The organism is Prosthecobacter fluviatilis, assembly GCF_055388355.1.
Window position 1 is genome coordinate 4,884,301 of record NZ_AP043782.1, and the last position, 17,188, is coordinate 4,901,488.

General features: G+C 60.0%; 12 protein-coding genes. 4 read left to right on the forward strand and 8 right to left on the reverse strand.

Features of this window, described 5'->3' with window-relative positions:
* Positions 1-84: 84 nt before the first annotated feature.
* On the reverse strand, positions 85-1,635 hold the full coding sequence (locus ACZ5WW_RS19115) for a hypothetical protein (protein ID WP_377168938.1): 1,551 nt from the start codon (positions 1,633-1,635) through the stop codon (positions 85-87).
* Positions 1,636-1,826: 191 nt separating this feature from the next.
* Between ACZ5WW_RS19115 and ACZ5WW_RS19120 the strand changes: the two genes are divergently transcribed.
* A complete protein-coding gene (locus ACZ5WW_RS19120; protein ID WP_377168940.1) occupies positions 1,827-3,107 on the forward strand; it encodes an MFS transporter in 1,281 nt (426 codons plus the stop codon).
* Positions 3,108-3,119: 12 nt separating this feature from the next.
* On the opposite strand, the gene ACZ5WW_RS19125 is transcribed toward ACZ5WW_RS19120, so the two are convergent.
* Positions 3,120-3,989, reverse strand: a complete 870-nt coding sequence (locus ACZ5WW_RS19125) for an FHA domain-containing protein (RefSeq protein ID WP_377168942.1) — start codon at positions 3,987-3,989, stop codon at positions 3,120-3,122.
* A 115-nt stretch (positions 3,990-4,104) separates the two neighbouring features.
* On the opposite strand from ACZ5WW_RS19125, the gene ACZ5WW_RS19130 reads away from it, so the two are divergent.
* Together ACZ5WW_RS19130 and ACZ5WW_RS19135 are read left to right on the forward strand one after the other, a co-directional pair.
* The gene (locus ACZ5WW_RS19130; protein WP_377168944.1) at positions 4,105-4,389 is read left to right on the forward strand and encodes a hypothetical protein; all 285 of its coding nucleotides are present in this window, start codon (positions 4,105-4,107) and stop codon (positions 4,387-4,389) included.
* Positions 4,382-4,927 carry an NUDIX hydrolase gene (locus tag ACZ5WW_RS19135; RefSeq protein ID WP_377168946.1) on the forward strand — a complete coding sequence of 182 codons (546 nt, stop codon included), beginning with the start codon at positions 4,382-4,384 and terminating at the stop codon, positions 4,925-4,927. The genes ACZ5WW_RS19130 and ACZ5WW_RS19135 overlap by 8 nt, the downstream gene beginning before the upstream one ends.
* Here the strand turns inward: ACZ5WW_RS19135 and ispG are convergent.
* The gene (gene ispG, locus ACZ5WW_RS19140) at positions 4,881-6,662 is read right to left on the reverse strand and encodes a (E)-4-hydroxy-3-methylbut-2-enyl-diphosphate synthase (protein WP_377168948.1); all 1,782 of its coding nucleotides are present in this window, start codon (positions 6,660-6,662) and stop codon (positions 4,881-4,883) included. The two genes, ACZ5WW_RS19135 and ispG, sit on opposite strands and share 47 nt — an antisense overlap.
* 325 nt (positions 6,663-6,987) lie before the next feature.
* On the opposite strand from ispG, the gene ACZ5WW_RS19145 reads away from it, so the two are divergent.
* Positions 6,988-8,199 carry a S1C family serine protease gene (locus tag ACZ5WW_RS19145; protein ID WP_377168950.1) on the forward strand — a complete coding sequence of 404 codons (1,212 nt, stop codon included), beginning with the start codon at positions 6,988-6,990 and terminating at the stop codon, positions 8,197-8,199.
* 20 nt (positions 8,200-8,219) lie between these two features.
* Here ACZ5WW_RS19145 and ACZ5WW_RS19150 read toward each other — a convergent pair whose 3' ends face one another.
* The 5 genes from ACZ5WW_RS19150 to ACZ5WW_RS19170 all read right to left on the reverse strand — a co-directional run bounded on the left by ACZ5WW_RS19150 (position 8,220) and on the right by ACZ5WW_RS19170 (position 17,134).
* Entirely contained in the window at positions 8,220-10,568 is a 2,349-nt protein-coding gene (locus ACZ5WW_RS19150) for a ComEC/Rec2 family competence protein (protein ID WP_377168952.1), read from the reverse strand.
* Positions 10,569-10,580: 12 nt separating this feature from the next.
* Entirely contained in the window at positions 10,581-11,231 is a 651-nt protein-coding gene (locus ACZ5WW_RS19155) for a tetratricopeptide repeat protein (protein ID WP_377168954.1), read from the reverse strand.
* Positions 11,232-11,303: 72 nt separating this feature from the next.
* The gene (locus tag ACZ5WW_RS19160; RefSeq protein ID WP_464694178.1) at positions 11,304-12,677 is read right to left on the reverse strand and encodes an efflux transporter outer membrane subunit; all 1,374 of its coding nucleotides are present in this window, start codon (positions 12,675-12,677) and stop codon (positions 11,304-11,306) included.
* 55 nt (positions 12,678-12,732) lie between these two features.
* Positions 12,733-15,870, reverse strand: a complete 3,138-nt coding sequence (locus ACZ5WW_RS19165) for an efflux RND transporter permease subunit (protein WP_377168958.1) — start codon at positions 15,868-15,870, stop codon at positions 12,733-12,735.
* Between the two features lie 115 nt (positions 15,871-15,985).
* Positions 15,986-17,134 carry an efflux RND transporter periplasmic adaptor subunit gene (locus tag ACZ5WW_RS19170; RefSeq protein WP_377168960.1) on the reverse strand — a complete coding sequence of 383 codons (1,149 nt, stop codon included), beginning with the start codon at positions 17,132-17,134 and terminating at the stop codon, positions 15,986-15,988.
* Positions 17,135-17,188: the final 54 nt, after the last annotated feature.

Here is a 17,188-nt window from a genome sequence, read left to right on the forward strand (position 1 = left end):
TGGCTGGCGGTTGTTTGCGATTGTTGGCAATGGTTAGACCGGATTTTCAGATGGAGATGCGCGGGGCGGGGGCTCCCCCCTGAGCTACTCGATCACATAGCTAAACAAATCTCCGTTCTGGAGGTGGAACCGCAAACGGATGGGGATGCCTGATGGAAGTGTGGTGGTGTTTCCCCACTGAACGGGGAGCTTGACGCCGTCCTGAGCTTTGAGCACGCAGGCTTCTTTTTCGTAGCCTTTGATTGTCTGCCCTGTGGCGTCCAACACCTCGACGCTGAGCTGTCCTTTGGTGAGGTCTGCGTTGACGAAAAGCTGCGTGCCCTGGGGGGTGAAGTCATGGGTTTCGATGGTGCCGTTTTTTTCTCCAGCCTGCAGTGAGGCAAGGCCATCTGTGCGCCAGATGGCGAGGGCGATGGACTGCTGCTTTTCGGGGGCCAGGCCGCCATGCGGGGTGGTGGATGCGGTGTAGTACATCCACATTTCGTCGCCGACAAAAACGGGGGCGTTGCAGAGGCCGAAGATGCTGCCGGCATCGTAGGCATGCGGGCCCAGCGGAATCACGGGAGTACGGTCTGAGCAGCGGTCCCAGTGGCGGCCATCACGGCTGGTGATGAGCTTGACATCAATGATGCCGGTGGCGGAGCGCTTGCGGCCATCGACCTCGTCATTGCCAAACAAGGCTGAGGGTGGCTCGACCCGCCGGAAATGGGTCACAAAACCCAGCCACTGACCTGCATAAGGAAAAGCGGAGAGATTGTAGTATTCTGAGTAGGTGCCGCCCTTGAGCTTTCGGGCTGCTTTGTTGTCCACCTCGTCGGCGACGACGACGGGATGTGGCTCTGACCAGTGCTGCATGTCTTTGCTGACGGAAAGGAACACGTGGCGAATGCCGATGACGCGGGGATCTCCCTGGCGTTTGTGAAAGGCGAGGTATTCGCCGGTCTGCGGATCCTGGGAGAGGGTGATGGTGTCGCAGCCGAGGAGGATGGGCTCGGGCTCGACGGTCCAATGCCAGCCATCGGCCGAGTAGGCGGAGTAATAGAGCCGATGATCTTTGTCGCGATACCAGTCCACGAGCTCAAACTTGTCTTTGAGCCGCTGCAGCTTTGCGTCGTCCACGCCGCGGCCTGCATTGCCCACGGCTTTGTATCGTTTCCTGGGATCTGTTTCGAATTTGTCCTCGATGATGCTGGGGCTGTGGAGGCGCAGGTCTGTTTCATTGGTGGCGCCAGCGACCTTCAGAACTGGCTTTTCCCAGTGGATGCCATCGGCGGAAGTGGCGTAGAGGACGCTGCCGGGGTCTGCATACCACATGCGGAAAGAGCCGGTTTTTTCATCGCGCAGGACGGTGCCGTAGATGTTTACGCGCTTGTCGAGAATGCCGTCTTTGGTCCGCACCTCCCAGGGCATTTCTGCGGTGAGGACGGGATGCTCCAGCTTTCTGGCCGGATGGACGACTCGCGTGACGCCTTGCTTGCTGCGGATCATGACGCTGTCCACAAAGAGCTGCTTCTCACCTTTTTTCAGCACAGGCGGAGGCGGGCGTTTCAAAGGGGCTTCTTGAGAGAGAGCCGGCGAGATGAGCATGCCAAGACCGAGCAGCAGCAGAAGACGGGGAGGAAGATGTGAGGGCATGAGCGCATGCGAACGGATTGGCAGGGGGGAAATTGCAGGTTTGTTCCGAGATGGGAGATGATGTGGGGGCGGCGGGTGGCAGTGCAGGCATCGCTACGCGATGCGTGGGTCAGGGCGGGTGGAATGGAACCTTGGCCTGGGGAGGTAAAGAGCTTGCCATTGGGGGCGGTCTGCGAAAGACTCGCGCCCGCATGAGCCAACCAGCCTCCACTGAAATCACCCGCCTTAGGGATCTTTCGCCTGAGCAACGCCGTTCCGGGCTGGCCGCATGGCTGGGCTGGATGTTTGACGGGCTCGACATGCATCTCTACACGCTCGTCGCGACGGCGTTTGTGGCGCAGCTCATGATGGTGCCGGAGAGCGATCCCTCGGTGGGGACGCATGGGTCCATCATTCAGGCTGCGTTTCTGGCGGGCTGGGCTGTCGGTGGTGCCTTCTTTGGCCGCATCGGCGATGTGCTGGGGCGCAGCCGTGCGCTGACGCTGACGATCCTGACGTATGCGTGCTTCACTGGGCTGTCGTATTTTGCGCAGACGTGGTGGCACCTCATGATCTTCCGTTTCCTGGCGGCGCTGGGGATCGGCGGGGAGTGGGCGGTGGGCGCGTCCCTGCTGTCTGAGACGTGGCCAAAGAAGTGGCGGCCGTGGATCGCGGCGACGCTGCAAAGCGCGGTGAACTGCGGCGTGCTGCTGGCGTGCTTTGCCGGTTACCTGCTGGCGGGGAAGGAGCCGCGCTACATTTTCCTGATCGGGATCCTGCCGGCGCTGATCACGCTGTGGATCCGCAAGGCGGTGCCTGAGACGGAGGAGTGGGTGCAGGCGCGTGAAGGGCAGCCGGTGCCGAAACTGGGAGATCTTTTCAGCCCGGCGGTGCGGGGCGTGACGTGGCGGGTGATGCTGATCTGCTCGGTGTCTCTGACGGCGCACTGGACCTTTCTTTTCTGGCAGCAGAAGCACGTGCTGAGCCTGGCGGAGATCGTGCCGCTGGACAAAGCGGGGAAGGATGCTGCGGTGGTGACGGCGCTGATGTGGATCATGTTTGGCTCGCTGATCGGGAATTTCATCAACGGCGGGCTGGCAAAGGTGTTTGGCTACCGGAACACGATCGTGGGGATGATGCTGGCGTATTTTGCGATCATGTATGTGTCGTTTTCGCAGGTGTGGAGCTGGGAGGCGACGAAGTGGCAGTTTGCGATCATCGGCGCCTGCCAGGGTGTGTTTGGGCTTTTCACGATGTGCCTGCCGCCGGTGTTTCCGGTGCTGCTGCGGACGACGGGCTCGGGCTTCTGCTATAACATCGGGCGCATTGTGGCTGCGGGTGGGACGGTGTTTTTTGGGATCTTTGTGAAGGTGGGGGATTTCAGGGCGGCGCTGCTGTATGCGGGGTTCCTGTTCATTCCGTCGGCAGCGGTGGCGTTTATGCTGCCTTCTGAGCCGAAGGAGGCGGATGGAGTGGCGAGTGCGGTGGATTGAGCGGTGCGCGCCTCAGTGGCTCGGGGTGTAGAACGGGAACTTCTTTGAGAAGCCTTCCACCGTGCATTCGCAGACGAGCCGCACTTCCTGCTCCGCCGCCATGCGTTGGACTGCAGCCTCGGTAAACAGGATGTTTTGCTTTTGCACGGCGGCCACTTTTTCGACGCGGAAGACGAAGTTGACCTCGGGGCCGTGGAGGTTGAGCTCGCTCATGGTCGGCACGGTGCCGAGCATGGCGGGACCGAAGTGAAGGACGACGCGGAAAGGCGGATTGGCGGCGAGCTGTGCTTCATACAGCCGTGCCACCGCCTGGCGTACCTGGATGGCGCTGTCCGCAGTGTCGTCCCAGTAGCAGAAAAAGCCGTCGCCGAGATATTTGGACATGTGGCCGCCGCATTCGTCGATGATCTGGCGGCAGTTTTTGAACCAGCTGCCAGTCATGCGCGGGAACTGAGCCCCCTGGAGGGTCTGTGAGAGCTGTGTGGAGCCGATGATGTCGGCGACCATGAGCCAGCACTGTGCCTGGCGGATGTGGATCATGGTGGAGGCCATGACCTGCTGGCCGGCGGGATGCATCGCGCTGAGGATTTCTGTGGCGAATTCCAGCTCGTTGCTGGCGATGCGGACGAGGTCTCCGTTGTGCAGGCGCACGGACTGGGAGATGCGGCGGCCATTGACGTAGGTGCCGTTCGCGCTGCCGAGATCGACCAGCCAGAACTCGCGCTCTCCCTGGGCCTGGATGATGGCATGGCGGCGAGAGACCTCACTGTCTGCCAGTGGCAGCGAATTGTCCGGAGAGCGGCCAATGGAGCAGGTGCCGTTCAGTTCATGGCGCTCCCCGTTGGGAAGACGCAGCCAGGACTGGAGGAGGGTGGTGCTCATGGTGATGAATAAACGTGAATACTGCCAAAGGATGTCCGCCAAGCCAAGAGTCGTTCTGAAGAATTATCGCGTGCATGGACCTTGCCTGGGAGATGAGTGCAGGGAAACATGAGCCATGAATGAAGAAGCAACGCTGACGCTGCATGCAGTGTTCAACTACGCCGAGGCCGGGCTGTGGTTCATCATAGCGCTGGTTCTTGCGGTGCGGCTGCGAATGAAGCGTCCCTGGCGCTGGCTGCTGCCCCTGGCTTTTGCATGTTTTGGCGTCTCTGATCTGATCGAAGTGCAGACCGGTGCCTGGTGGGAGCCTTTGTGGCTGTTCATGATGAAAGCTGCCTGCGTGCTGGTGTTTCTGCTGGCATGGGGCGCACATCGGCGGCAGGGGAAGCCCCATGGCTGAGTCTCCCTTCAAATTTTGCAGCGACTGCGGCAGCGACGGATGGGTCACGAGAAGTGACCGCGAGTTTGTCTGCTCTGCGTGTGGCTTCCGTCATTTCATCACGCCGATTCCGGCTGCCGTGGCGCTGCTGCTCGATGCAGAGGACCGGGTGCTGGTGATCCGCCGGGCGCATGAGCCCGGCCTTGGCCTGCTGGGGCTGCCGGGTGGCGTCATTGAACCTGGGGAAACTGGTGAGATGGCCGTGGCGCGTGAAACGCTGGAGGAAGTGGGAATTGATCTGCCTGCCAGCGCCTTCACGTACTACTGCGCGCTGAACAACCGGTATCCATTTCAGGGCTTTACCTGGCCGACGCTGGATCTGTGCTTTTACGCGCGGGTGCCGAATTTTGACAACGTGGTGATGCAGGCCTCGGAGGTGTCTGAATGCATGATCTGTGCGCTGGACGAAGTGCCGCTGGATGACTTTGCGTTTGATGCAAACGCGGAGGCCGTCAGGCAATGGCGGGTGGTGCGTCGAACCAGCGGTTGTGCTCCTTGATGAGATCGATGAGGCGTTCGACAGCCTCTTCTTCGGGGATGTTGAACTTCACGGCGGTCTTGCCGACGTAGAGGTTGATCTTGTCGGGAGCCCCGCCGACGTAGCCGAAATCGGCGTCGGCCATTTCTCCGGGGCCGTTGACGATGCAGCCCATGACGGCGATCCGGACGCCTTTGAGGTGGCCGGTGGCAGCGCGGATTTTCTGCGTGGTGGTCTGGAGATTGAAGAGGGTGCGACCACAGCTGGGGCAGGCGACGTAGTCGGTCTTGAAGATGCGGACGCCGGCAGCCTGGAGGATGTTGTAGCTGATGCGGAGGGACTGGCCGGGGGCGGGCTCGCCACTGACGATCACGGCGTCGCCGATGCCATCGCACAGCAAGGAGCCGATGTTGGTGGCGGCCACGAGGAGGTTTTGAGTGAAGTCATCGCTGCCGGATGGCAGGAAGGTGTCTTTGAGCAGGATGGGGTGGCGGGGCTGCAGCCTGGCGGCGAGCAGGCGGTAGGCGGAAATGACGGGGATGCTGAGGCCGTTTTTCACAGCCACGAGGCGAGGCTCAGCGCTGGCGTTGATATCGGTGACTGCGGAGTCGTCACGCGGGTCGATTTCGATGACACCGCTGTCTTCGACGACGACCTCGGGCTTGTAGTCGCCGAGCTTGTCGATCTTGTGGGCCACGGCGTCCCATTTCTGACGGGTGGTGAAGACGGGGACGGTTTCTCCGCCACCGGCTTTGACGCCATTGATGGTGACGGTGTGGGAGGCGCGGCGCTGGTAGTCGAAGGGATCGTAGCTGACGGGCGGGGCGTTTTCGATGCGCTCGTTTTTGGCAGGCAGGCCTTCGTTGTAGGGTTTGACGAGCTGCTGGGCGACGGGGATCTCAAAGATGGCGTCTTCTGTCAGCGAGACACGCACGGTGTCGCCGATGCCGTCTGCGAGGAGGGAGCCGATACCGATGGCGCTTTTGATGCGGCCGTCTTCGCCATCGCCAGCCTCGGTGACGCCGAGGTGGATGGGGTAGTTCCAGTCGCTGCCGAGCTGGTTGAGGTGGGCAACGAGCAGGCGGTAGGCCTCGATCATGACCTTCGGATTGCTGGCCTTCATCGAGAAGAGGAAATTGTGGTAACCCTGGGCGCGTGCGATACGGGCAAACTCCAGCGCACTCTCCACCATGCCAAGCGGGGTGTCCCCATGGCGGTTCATGATGCGGTCGCTGAGGGAGCCGTGATTGGTGCCGATGCGCATGGCGCGGCCAAGGCGGATGCACTCCTTGACGAGGGGGACGAACTGCTCCTCCATGTAGGCGACTTCGGCGGCGTATTCGTCGTCGGTGTATTCCTTGACGGCGAACTTCTTTTTGTCGGCGTAGTTGCCGGGATTGACGCGGACTTTTTCGACCCATTTGACGGCCTCCATGGCGGCGTCTGGCTTGAAGTGGATGTCGGCTACGAGGGGGACATCGCAGCCTGCGGCACGGATGCCGTCGCGGATGTGCTGCAAGTTTTCGGCGATGACGCGGGTCTGGGCGGTGACGCGGACGATCTGGCAGCCGGCTTCGGCCAGTCCGAGAGCTTCCTTTACACAGGCGGCGGCGTCGCGTGTGTCACTGGTGAGCATGCTCTGAACCACCACGGGGGCACCGCCACCGATCTGGACGTTTCCAACCAAAACAGGGCGTGTTTCGCGGCGTTGGTAATTGTAGAGGTCGGTGCAGTAGCGGAGCAGGGGGGAAGACATGGCGGGTGGTTAAAATGCCGGATTGCCGCCGCGAAGCAAACGGGAAGCCGCGCTGTGAAGAGTGGGGGGGCAAGTTTCTTACAGGGGCCTTGCTGAGGCCAAGGGGGGAGCTGGCATTTGATTCAATGTGGCAAATGTTGCTGTTATTGGGGATCATCGGCCGGTACTCAAGCTCCTTTCTTCCCTCTGCCGGGCCCTTCCCGGCTTTCTGCCAGAGGACTGGTGATTTTTGTGACCGAAACGGGCGGCATGATGCCAGCGGGGAGGGGCCGGGGGATTCAACTTTGATCTTTGAAGTTCGCAGCCGTTGGCGCATTGGTACCCCATGGAAAACCTCCGTCGTCTGCTTTTTGCCTTCTCTGTGTTCGTGCTGGCCGCGCTGATATTTGCGTGGTGGCGGCATGGCCGGGAGGGGGGCTATGGGGTGATCAATTTGCTGAAGGGGGAAAAGCCAGGCCCGGCAGCGCTGACCATGCCGAAAAAGCCGAAAATAGCGCCAGATGAGCTGCCATTGCTGAGCCGTCTGAACGATGAGTTTGCCAAGATTTCCGCAGTCGTGCTCCCCTCGGTGGTCAGTGTCACGACCAAGACGGTGCGGCCGGGGCCGATGAGCTGGCATCCGCTCTATGGATTGATCGGCCAGCGTGAGCAGATCGTGCCGGGTCTCGGTTCTGGGGTGATCGTCAGCAAGGAGGGGCACGTGGTCACGAACTACCACGTCATCGAAGGGGTGCAGGCGGCGGACATCCAGATCACCACCAACGACAATAAAAAATATCTGACGCTGATTCTCGGGTACAACAAAGAACGGGATATTGCCCTGCTGAAAATCGACAGTCCGCGGGTGGATTTTCCTGCGCTGAGCTTTGCCAATTCCGATGACGCCCGGGTGGGGCAGATCGTGCTTGCTGTGGGCAATCCCTTCGGCCTCAGCGGCACGGTGACCCAGGGCATCATCAGTGCGAGAGACCGCCATCTCAGCGACAGCCAGTACGACTACCTGCAAACGGACACGGTGATCAATCCGGGCAACTCTGGCGGTCCGCTGGTGAACATCCGCGGGGAGATCATTGGCATCAACGTCGCCATTTACCGGGGAGACGAGACTGTGAGCGCCTGGCAGGGGGTGGGACTGGCTGTGCCCTCCAATCAGGCCAAAACCGTGGTGGACGACATCCAGGCCAAGCTAAAGGAAAGCGAGAAGCAAACCGCCGGTGTGAGCAGTGCGACGGGCAAAGGCTACCTGGGGCTCGAAGTCAGCAGCGAGCCGGTGGAGATTGATCCGGTGTGGGGCACCTCGCGTCGCGGGGCGCTGGTGACGGACATCGGTGCCAATTCTCCTGCGGCGGAGGCGGGGTTGAGGCAGGGAGATGTGGTCACCAAGTTTCAGGGCATGGCCTTCCGCTCTCCGGCAGACCTGCTGCAGATCATCCGCACACAACCGCCTGGCAGCGAGGTGAAGCTCGAGGTCATCCGCAACAACAAGATGGGTGACATCATTGCCAGGCTGGGAGCCAGGCCTGATGCGACGCCGTAGCCTGGCAGCAAGGCCGCCTGTCATCGAGGTTTCAGCACCAGGCTCCGTCTGCTGCGGGTGGTCTGGATGTGCAGCTCGTTCTGGTCAAACTGCAGGCTGATGCAGCCGGCGCTCCAGGTGTCGAGCAGAGGAGTGTCCAGCTGCCTGGCGCGTTGAATGAGTGAGTCTGGAAGAGCTGTTTCGACGGCGCGTGAATCACTGCCGCAGAGGATGACCTGAGGCCGTGCCCTGAGCAGGAATTCGGCGCTGGTGGAGAGGTCCGCTTCATGCTGGCTGCGTATCAGCACATCGCAATGCAGGTCCTGCGGGCTGGAGCAGAGGGCTTTTTCGGCGTGCCAGCCGGTGTCGCTCAGCCATAGCACGCGCCAGGGGCCAAGATGTACCATCAGGACCATGGTGCGATCGTCGGCACGATCATTCTGCACCTGGAATGTCGGGTAAAGAACACGTGCGTCTACTTTGAAGCCGCGGGCATCTGACAAGGTGACTGTTTCATCGACATGCAGCTTTCGCAGGGGTGGTGGCAGGGGGCGCTCCAGCAGGTGACGCATTGCGGAGCGTGAGGAGTCATGCTTTCCGGGCTCCTGGGCGCTGCAATACAGCAACGGCGCATCAAAAGCCGTGCCGATCTGCGCGGCCGCACCGATGTGGTCGGCGTCGTTATGGCTCAGGAAGACGCCGGCGAGTGCATTCACACCACTGGCATGCAGGTAGGGCTGCAACACTCTGCGAAAGCTGGTCTCACTGCCGGTGTCAAACAACCAGTGGGCGCTGCCGATGCGCAGGTGATTGGCTGCGCCGCCCTGGGGCAGCTCCAGCATGTGCCAGACGGCAGGGGCGCGGGTGGCTGCGCTGCCTGGCTGGAGATGAAAATTTGCGCCAGGCAGGCCGGCGAACCATAGGGCGCTGGCGATCATCGCTTTCGCGAGCATCCAGCTGACGTTGTTCAAGATGACCTGGGCGCCGGTCAGATGCAAAGCTGCGGCGCAGAGGCTGATGCAGGTGGAACCCAGGCACATGGATGAGAGCGGCACGAGCACGCAGTTGGCGAGCACGGCGACAGGCGTGACAGATTGAAAATGCCCGAGGATGAACGGCAGGCTGCCGATCCATGCGGCAAAGGACACGCTCAATGTGGTGGCAAGCCAGAGCCTGCATCTGCTCCAGCTGCGCTGGGACCAGCTGGCGAGCTGAGGGGGGAGAAATGGATCGAGCCGGGTGAACGGCTGAAGTATTTTCAGAAGGGGGGCAGAGCCCAGGCTGCTGAGCCACAACACGCCGAAAGATAGCTGAAAACCCGGCATGAAAAGCTGATGAGAGTCGGTGGCCAGCAGCAGGAGGGCTGCGGCTCCCAGACTGTTTTGCAGGGATGACTCACGGTCCACCAGCACTGCGCTCATGTAAATGGCCACCATGAAAGCCGCCCGTGCCGCCGAGGGACGCCAGCCGGTGACAAACGCGTAGGCAAACACGATGAAAATCACAAGCCAGAGCGACAGCGCCCGTGGTGTGCCGACCTGGCGAAGCAGCATCAGCGCGATGAGCCCCAGAAGCCCAACATGCATGCCGCTTACGGCAAAAACATGAAGCGTGCCGCTGTTGCGAAAAGCATCTTCGATCTCATCGTCCGCCTCGGCGGAGACTCCCAGAGCCATGGCGCGCAGGACCGCGACTGTCTGGGGATCTTCTTCGAGATCTTTGGTGAGCTGTGTGCTGATCCAGTTTCTGCATTTTTCCGCCTGCTCCAAGAAAGCGCACCATCTGGCGGCGCCACCGCCGCCAAGGCGTTGCATGCGGGAAACGTCGAAACGGGCCACCCGGCCCATGCGAAGGGCGTACTGCTGTGCGTCGAAGGTGCCGGGGTTGGCAGCGGTGCGCGGAAGGTAGATGCTGCCGTGCAGCTCATAAACTCCAGCGCCTGGAAACGACAGGTCTTTGGGCAGCCGCACCAGCAGTGTTGCGGCCTGACCGGTCACCATTCCTGCCTGTGGGATTTCGATCTTTTCAGTGATGCAGAGAGCGTGGGTGCGCTCATCTGCCGAGGTGTCAAACTCCGGCAGCAGGCTCCCGCGGACCACGGCGGGCACCGGCTTGTCAGCCTGCTGCAGGGCAAGGCGCAGCGGGTGGCGGAAAGTTTCCTCAATGCGCACCGCATGGACAAAAGCAAAGACGAGGGACGTTGCCGGAACAAGCAGCCAGGCGCGACCGCTGACGAGAGCTGCGCCGAGCAGCAGCAAGATGGAGGGCAAAAACCAGGGAGCCTGCGCAGGGAGCCAGCCCGATTCAGCGCCGAGGATGCCTGCCACGGCGGCGAGCGCGAGGGCCATCAAAGGGTTTGCCCGTGTCCAGAGCTGGATCTTCACGGACATCTGGTTGGGGGGTCACGCCTGATCCGCACCGGAGGTGGCCGCCTTGTTTCTCTGCTCCATGAGCAGCTTGAACTGCATCTGTTCGAGTTCGCTGATGCGATGATGTGCATTCGCACTGTGTCGTGTGTTTGGGAAGTTGCCAATGACCTGCTCCAGCATGTCGCGGGCGGCTTCAAAATCATGCCGCTGAGTCAGATGGACATCGGCAATGCGGAACATGATGAAGGCCGCATCATCCACCGGCCAGTCCTTGCTTTGCAGATGTGCCTCCAGGACTTTCAGGGCGGCCTGAGGGTCGTGCAGACGCTCGGCGTGTATCTTGGCGATTTCGGCGACAGGGAAGGGGTCATCCGGCTTTTCTTCGAGCATTTTTTCATAATGACCGATGGCTCCCTCATAGTCACCCTGGGCGATGCGGGCAGCGGCCTTGGTCATGTGGTCCTGCTCCACTTTTTCGCCTGAGGAAAACACGGCCTCTCCCATGACGTCGCCAAGCCAGGGGATGACATACTTGACGGAGAGCAGCCCGCCTGCGAGGCCGACGAGGATGACAAACACAAGCTTCATGCCGTCGCTCGCATCTTTCAAGTAGCTCCAGGCCAGGGCGATGACCACCAGTACAATCGTGATGACACAGATGCGGATGACAAGTGCAGTGTTCATTATTCGGGATGTAGGGACGAGGCTATCAAAACGCCCGCCCCCCGCCAAGCACGAAATTGGCGGCCATCCCGGTCAGCCGCCTCCGAGCGCCCGATACAGGTTGGCCTGCACCTGAAACTGCCGTTTGGTCACGCCGATGAGCTGCAGCCGTGCCTTGAGTGCATTTTGCTGGGCATTGAGCACTTCGATGTAAGTGGCCCTGCGGGTGCGGAACAAATCTGCCGCCGTGCTGACAGACTCGATCAGCAGATGGACCTCCTTGGCCTTCAGGGCCTGGAGATTTTTCAGGATACGGATGAAGGCCAGCTGATTGTGGACCTCCACATAGCCGTTTACGATGGACTGCTGATAGGTGTTGAGAGCCTCCAGCTGGGAGGCGCTGGCATGGTCAAACTCGGCCTGAATCGCCTTGCGGTTGATCAATGGGGCGACCAGGCCCCCGAGTGCCGAGTAGCCTGCGGAATGGACGTTGAGCAGGAGGTTGCTTTGAAACGCCTGTAGTCCCAGCATGCCATTGATGGACACCGAAGGCAGGAAGGCAGCCTTGGCGGCCTTCACATCGGCCTTTGTCGCCGCCAGTTCGAATTCCGCACGGCGGATGTCGGGCCGGTTTTTAAGCATGTCGGCTGGCACGCTGGAGGACAGCTGCGGCAGTTTGGAGTCCATCAAGGCCATGCGGTGGCGTGCGATGGGCCGCTTTGGATCTCCCAGAAGGCTGCATATGATGCCCTCCTGTTCCACGATCTGCTGCTGTGTGTCCAGCCGCATGCTTTGCAGATTGTACAGCAGCGCTTCGAACTGCTGCACGGCCAGCTCATTGGCAGCTCCCGCCTGTTTCTGCGTCTGCACGGTCTCCAGAGCATCGCGCTGGATTTTGATGGTTTCGTCAATGTTGATGATTTCGGCGTCCAGCGCCAGCAGCTCATAGTAGGCCGTGGCGAGCTCGGCGATCAGCTGTGTCTGCACCAGGTTTCTGCCTTCAACACTGGCGAGCAGGCGTGCGGTGGCGGAAGCCTTTTTGCTGCGCAGCTTCCCCCAGATGTCTATCTCCCAGCTCGACTGCAGGCCAATACTGTAGTCTTGCAGATCCCGCGGGACGATCCGGCCATCATAGATGGGGGTGGTGCTGTTGCCGGCGCCATCCATCGTGTAGAGGCCGAAGCGCTGAAGTCCGGCGCCTGCAACCGCCGAGATTTTGGGGGCAAGCATGCTGCGTGAGGCGGTGATCTGCGCCTTCGCCATCTCGATGCGCTGAAGCGCGATTTTGAGGTCGCGGTTGTTTTCCAGGGCCTGATCGGTGAGGGCCTGAAGGCGTGGATCTGTGAAGTGTTTCTTCCACTGGCTGACGCCTGTGAAGGAGGCAGATTTTTCCGGTGCCTGCGCTGTGGCGGGGGGCTGGTTTGTTTTTTTTCCAAAACGGCGCAGGTCTTCACAGCTGGTGAACATCAGCGTCATGAATGAAACGCACGTGCTTAGGAATGGCCAGCTCAGATGCAAAGTCTCACGCATGTTCCGGTTCCTTGGATGGTTTGGTGGTTGAAGTGAAGGAGGCAAAAATGACGTAGAGCCCGGGGATCACGAGCATGCCAAAAACAGTGCCGAAGATCATGCCTCCTACCGCCGAGGCACCGATGGTTCTGTTGCCAGCCGCGCCTACCCCTGATGCCGCCATGAGCGGGCTCAGGCCGGCCACGAAGGCCAGAGATGTCATCAGAATGGGGCGCAGTCGGGAGGTCGCGCTTTCCACCGCCGCCTGGAGAGGGGTGAATCCCTCGCGCTGCCGCTGGATGGCGAATTCGACCACGAGAATGGCGTTTTTCCCCAGGAGGCCGATCAGCATGATCATGGACACCTGGGCGTAGATGTTGTTTTCAAGCCCCATCCAAAGCAGAAAAACAAAGGCCCCAAGAAGCCCGGTGGGGAGTGAAAGAATGACGGGCATGGGCAGCAGAAAGCTCTCGTACTGAGCGGAGAGCAGCAGATACACAAAGGCCAGGCAGATGATGAAAATAATCACCGCCTGATTTCCTGCGAGGATCTGATCCCGGGTGATGCCAGCCCAGTCGATGCCATAGCCTTTGGGCAGTTTTTCCTTGGCTGTCTCCTGAATGGCTTTGATGGCAGCGCCGCTGCTGAACCCGGCGCCTGGCTCGCCGTTGATTTCCGCGGAGGTGAACATGTTGTAACGGGTGACCTGGTCCACGCCATACACTTTTTCCAGCTCCACAAACGTGCTGACCTGAACCATCTCCCCGTGGTCGTTTTTGACATGGAGCTTCAGAATGTCCTCAGGGCGCGCACGGTACTCCGGCAGCACCTGCACCATGACCTTGTAGAGCTGGCCGAAGCGGATGAAGTTGGTGGCGTATTTGCCGCCCAGCATCGTCTGCAGTGTGCTCATCACGTTGTTTGTGGTCACGCCTTTTTGCGCTGCCATGTCGCTGTCCACATGCAGGAGATACTGGGGAAAGCTGGCGTCAAAGCTGGTGAAGGCATTGGCGATTTCCGGCCGTGCCTGCAGGTCGTCAATGAACTTGGCGGCGACGCCCTCCATCTTTTTAAAATCGCCGCTTCCCGTTCTGTCCAGGAGGCGGAGTTCAAAGCCGCTGGCGTTGCCGTAGCCTGGCACTGCGGGTGGTGAGAAGAGCTCGATCTCGGCGTCATTGATGTGCCGTGTCCGGCGGAGAAGCTCGTCCATCACGGCCCTGACGGACTCGGTGCGCTCATGCCAGCCGGTGAGATTGATGAGGCAGGAGCCGTAGGTCGAGCCGCTGGCGTCGGTGATGATGTTGACGCCTGCGAGCGTGGACACTGAGGAGATGGCGGAAATGCCCTCGCAGCAGTGCTGGATTTCATCCACCACCGCCTTGGTTCGTTCCAGGGTGGAACCCGCCGGGGTGGTGACCCCGACATAAAACGCTCCCTGATCCTCGTTGGGAATGAAACCGGAGGGGAGTCTGCCTCCCATGAATACCATGACGGCACAGAAGCCGAGGAGGGTGCCCCAGCTGAGGACACGCCTGCCTGCCAGCGCCGAAATCCAGCGGTTGTAAGTCCCCGAGACTTTGTCGTAGCTACGATTGAAGAGGCTGAAGAACCGGTTCAGCAGGCTGTTGCTTTTGGGCGCATGATGCATGTTTTTCAGCATCAAGGCGCACAATGCGGGCGTCAGCGTGAGCGCAACGCAGCCTGAGAGCACGATCGCAATGGCCATCGTCAGCGCAAACTGCTGGTAGAAAATGCCCGCAGGGCCGGACATGAAGGATGCCGGGACAAAGACTGCGGCCATCACCAGAGTGATGGCGATGATGGCGCCGCCGATTTCTCCCATGGCCTCCTCGGTGGCCTGGCGCGGGCCCGCCCCGGTGCTTTCCATTTTCGCATGCACGGCCTCGACCACCACAATGGCCCCGTCCACCACAATGCCGATCGCCAGAACGAGAGCCAGCAGGGTGATGAGATTGAGGGAGAAGCCCAGCAACTGCATGAAGAAGAAAGTGCCGACCAGCGACACGGGCACGGCAATGACGGGGATCAAGGTGGAGCGCCAGTCCTGGAGGAAGACAAACGTCACAAGTGAAACGAGCAGGAAGGCTTCTGCCAGAGTCCGCACCACCTCGTGCAGGGAGGCGTCAAGGAACCGCGACACATCGTAGCTGATCTCATAGTTCATGCCCTGGAGGAAGGTGGCTTCCTTGATCTCGGCCATGCGCTGCTTGATGTTGGCGATGACTTCGTTGGCGTTGGAGCCGGGGAGCTGCTTCAGCAGAATGGCAGCCGTGGGCCTGCCATTGAGTTTTGCCTCGACGTCAAAATAATTGGTGCTGAACTCGACTTCGGCGATGTCCTTAATCCGCAGGATCTGGCCTTCTTCATTGGAGCGGATGGGGATTTTTTCGTAATCCTCCTTGGACCGGAATTTGCCGGAGTAGCGGATGACATACTGGAGATGAGGTTCTGTTTTGTCCGAGCTTTCGCCCACCTTTCCCGGGGCGGCTTCAACATTGTGCTCCTTCAGGGCGGCCAGGATGTCGTCTGCCGAGATGTTGTAGGCGAGCATGTTGTCCGGCTTCAGCCAGATGCGCATGGCGTATTCCCTGGCTCCCAGGATGTCCACAAAGCCGACTCCCTTGATCCGCTTCAACTCGGTGAGGATGTTGATGTCGGCAAAGTTGTAGAGAAACATTTCGTCGATGTCGGGATTCGTGCTGGTGATGTCGAGATACATCAGCATGGCCTTTTCTTCCTTGGCGATCCTGACCCCGGCCTTGATGATTTCCTCAGGCAGCTCGCCCATCACAGTGGCGACGCGGTTTTGAACATTCACCGCCGCGACATCCGGGTCTGTGCCCGCCTCAAAGATGACTGAAATGACACCGACGCCATCATTGGCGGCCCGTGAGGACATGTATTTCATCCTGGGAACGCCATTGATCGACCTCTCCAGGGGGACAATGGCCGCCTTGGTCAGTGTTTCGGCATTGGCACCGATGTACTCCACCGTCACGTTGACCTCGGGCGGTGCGATGCTGGGGAACTGCGTGATGGGCAGCTGATACAGTGCCAGCAGGCCTAGAAATGTGATGATGATGGATATGACCATCGACAGCACAGGTCTGCGGATAAACTCGTTTATCATTCAGGCGTTTTTATTCATCGGTTGGGTGCATGACTTCTGAAGTCCGGAACTGCCGGACGAGAGACAGCGGTCTCAGGCATTTCTGTCCTGAGCGCTGGCTACGGAGCGTGCTGCATCAGAACGGGGCCACGTCAGCGAGGGCTTTGAAGTCCGGTGCTATCACATCACCTTCCTTCACCACTTGGATGCCTTCGAAGATGATGCGGTCTGTGGGTTTCAGACCGGAGTCGACCACATAATGGTTGGGAAGGCGCAGTTTGGTGTCGATGGCTCGCAGCTGGATGCTGTTGTCCGGGTTGAGCATGTACACACAGGTTTTGTGCTGTACCTCGAAGGTGCATTTCTGAGGTATCACGAGAGCATTTTTCAGCTCAGACTGAACGATCACCTTGCCGCTGGAACCGTGCTTGAGGAGATGGTCAGGATTGGGGAAGCTGGCGCGGAAGGCGATGTTTCCGGTGCTTTTTGAAATGACGCTTTCCCAGGTTTCGATTCGGCCTTTGTACGGGTGGATTTCACCATTGGCCAGTTCCAGGGCAACGCTGCCCTGAACGCCGAGATCCTTGCGTTTGGCCAGCTCCAGATACTCACGCTCCGACACGTTGAAGTAGGCGTAGACATCGCCGTCATTGGAAATGGATGTCAGCAGGTCACCTTCGGAGACGAGGCTGCCGGTTTTGTTTTTGATGCGGTTGATGATCCCATCAAAGGGGGCGCGGACTTCGGCGTAGGAGAGCCTGCGCTCGGCGTCGGCGACTGTGGCCTGCGCCTCGTCCACCTTGGCCATGGCGGAGTCCAGCCTGGCCTGGGCCATTTCCCACTCGGACCTGGCGATGATCTTTTTTTCCAGCAGCAGCTGATTGTTCTGCAGGTCGATCTCCGCCATCTTGGCCTCTGCCTGGGCGCTCTTGAGCTTCGCATTGGCCCGCTTGACCTCCTCCTGGTATTCATGACTGCTGATGGTGAAGAGGAGCTGGCCGGCAGTGACCCGCTGGCCTTCGTCCACAGAGACTTTTTCGAGACGTCCGTTCACCCGGGCGCGCAGCTCGATGAAATTTGAGTTTTGTATGCTGGCAACGTATTCCTTGCCGTTTGGGACATTCATCACCACGGCGGAGGTGACGGGGAATGTTTTTCTAACTTCATTGCCTGTCGCCGTCGCACTCTCGTTGCAGGAATTCAGTAACAGAAGCAGGGACAGGCCAAGGACGGCTCTCGATCCGGCAGATCTTACGATGATGTATGCATTTGAGATCATGGGCATGTCATTAGGTTTGATCTGACAATTGTCATTGGGATTTGATGTCTCTGGAATCTG

What these genes read in the sequence shown, in the direction of transcription:
- ACZ5WW_RS19115 (WP_377168938.1), bottom strand. Translation starts at nt 1,635, where the DNA reads ATGCCCTCACATCTTCCTCCCCGTCTTCTGCTGCTGCTCGGTCTTGGC.
- ACZ5WW_RS19120 (WP_377168940.1), top strand. Translation starts at nt 1,827, where the DNA reads ATGAGCCAACCAGCCTCCACTGAAATCACCCGCCTTAGGGATCTTTCG.
- ACZ5WW_RS19125 (WP_377168942.1), bottom strand. Translation starts at nt 3,989, where the DNA reads ATGAGCACCACCCTCCTCCAGTCCTGGCTGCGTCTTCCCAACGGGGAG.
- ACZ5WW_RS19130 (WP_377168944.1), top strand. Translation starts at nt 4,105, where the DNA reads ATGAATGAAGAAGCAACGCTGACGCTGCATGCAGTGTTCAACTACGCC.
- ACZ5WW_RS19135 (WP_377168946.1), top strand. Translation starts at nt 4,382, where the DNA reads ATGGCTGAGTCTCCCTTCAAATTTTGCAGCGACTGCGGCAGCGACGGA.
- ispG (WP_377168948.1), bottom strand. Translation starts at nt 6,662, where the DNA reads ATGTCTTCCCCCCTGCTCCGCTACTGCACCGACCTCTACAATTACCAA.
- ACZ5WW_RS19145 (WP_377168950.1), top strand. Translation starts at nt 6,988, where the DNA reads ATGGAAAACCTCCGTCGTCTGCTTTTTGCCTTCTCTGTGTTCGTGCTG.
- ACZ5WW_RS19150 (WP_377168952.1), bottom strand. Translation starts at nt 10,568, where the DNA reads ATGTCCGTGAAGATCCAGCTCTGGACACGGGCAAACCCTTTGATGGCC.
- ACZ5WW_RS19155 (WP_377168954.1), bottom strand. Translation starts at nt 11,231, where the DNA reads ATGAACACTGCACTTGTCATCCGCATCTGTGTCATCACGATTGTACTG.
- ACZ5WW_RS19160 (WP_464694178.1), bottom strand. Translation starts at nt 12,677, where the DNA reads ATGTTCACCAGCTGTGAAGACCTGCGCCGTTTTGGAAAAAAAACAAAC.
- ACZ5WW_RS19165 (WP_377168958.1), bottom strand. Translation starts at nt 15,870, where the DNA reads ATGATAAACGAGTTTATCCGCAGACCTGTGCTGTCGATGGTCATATCC.
- ACZ5WW_RS19170 (WP_377168960.1), bottom strand. Translation starts at nt 17,134, where the DNA reads ATGCCCATGATCTCAAATGCATACATCATCGTAAGATCTGCCGGATCG.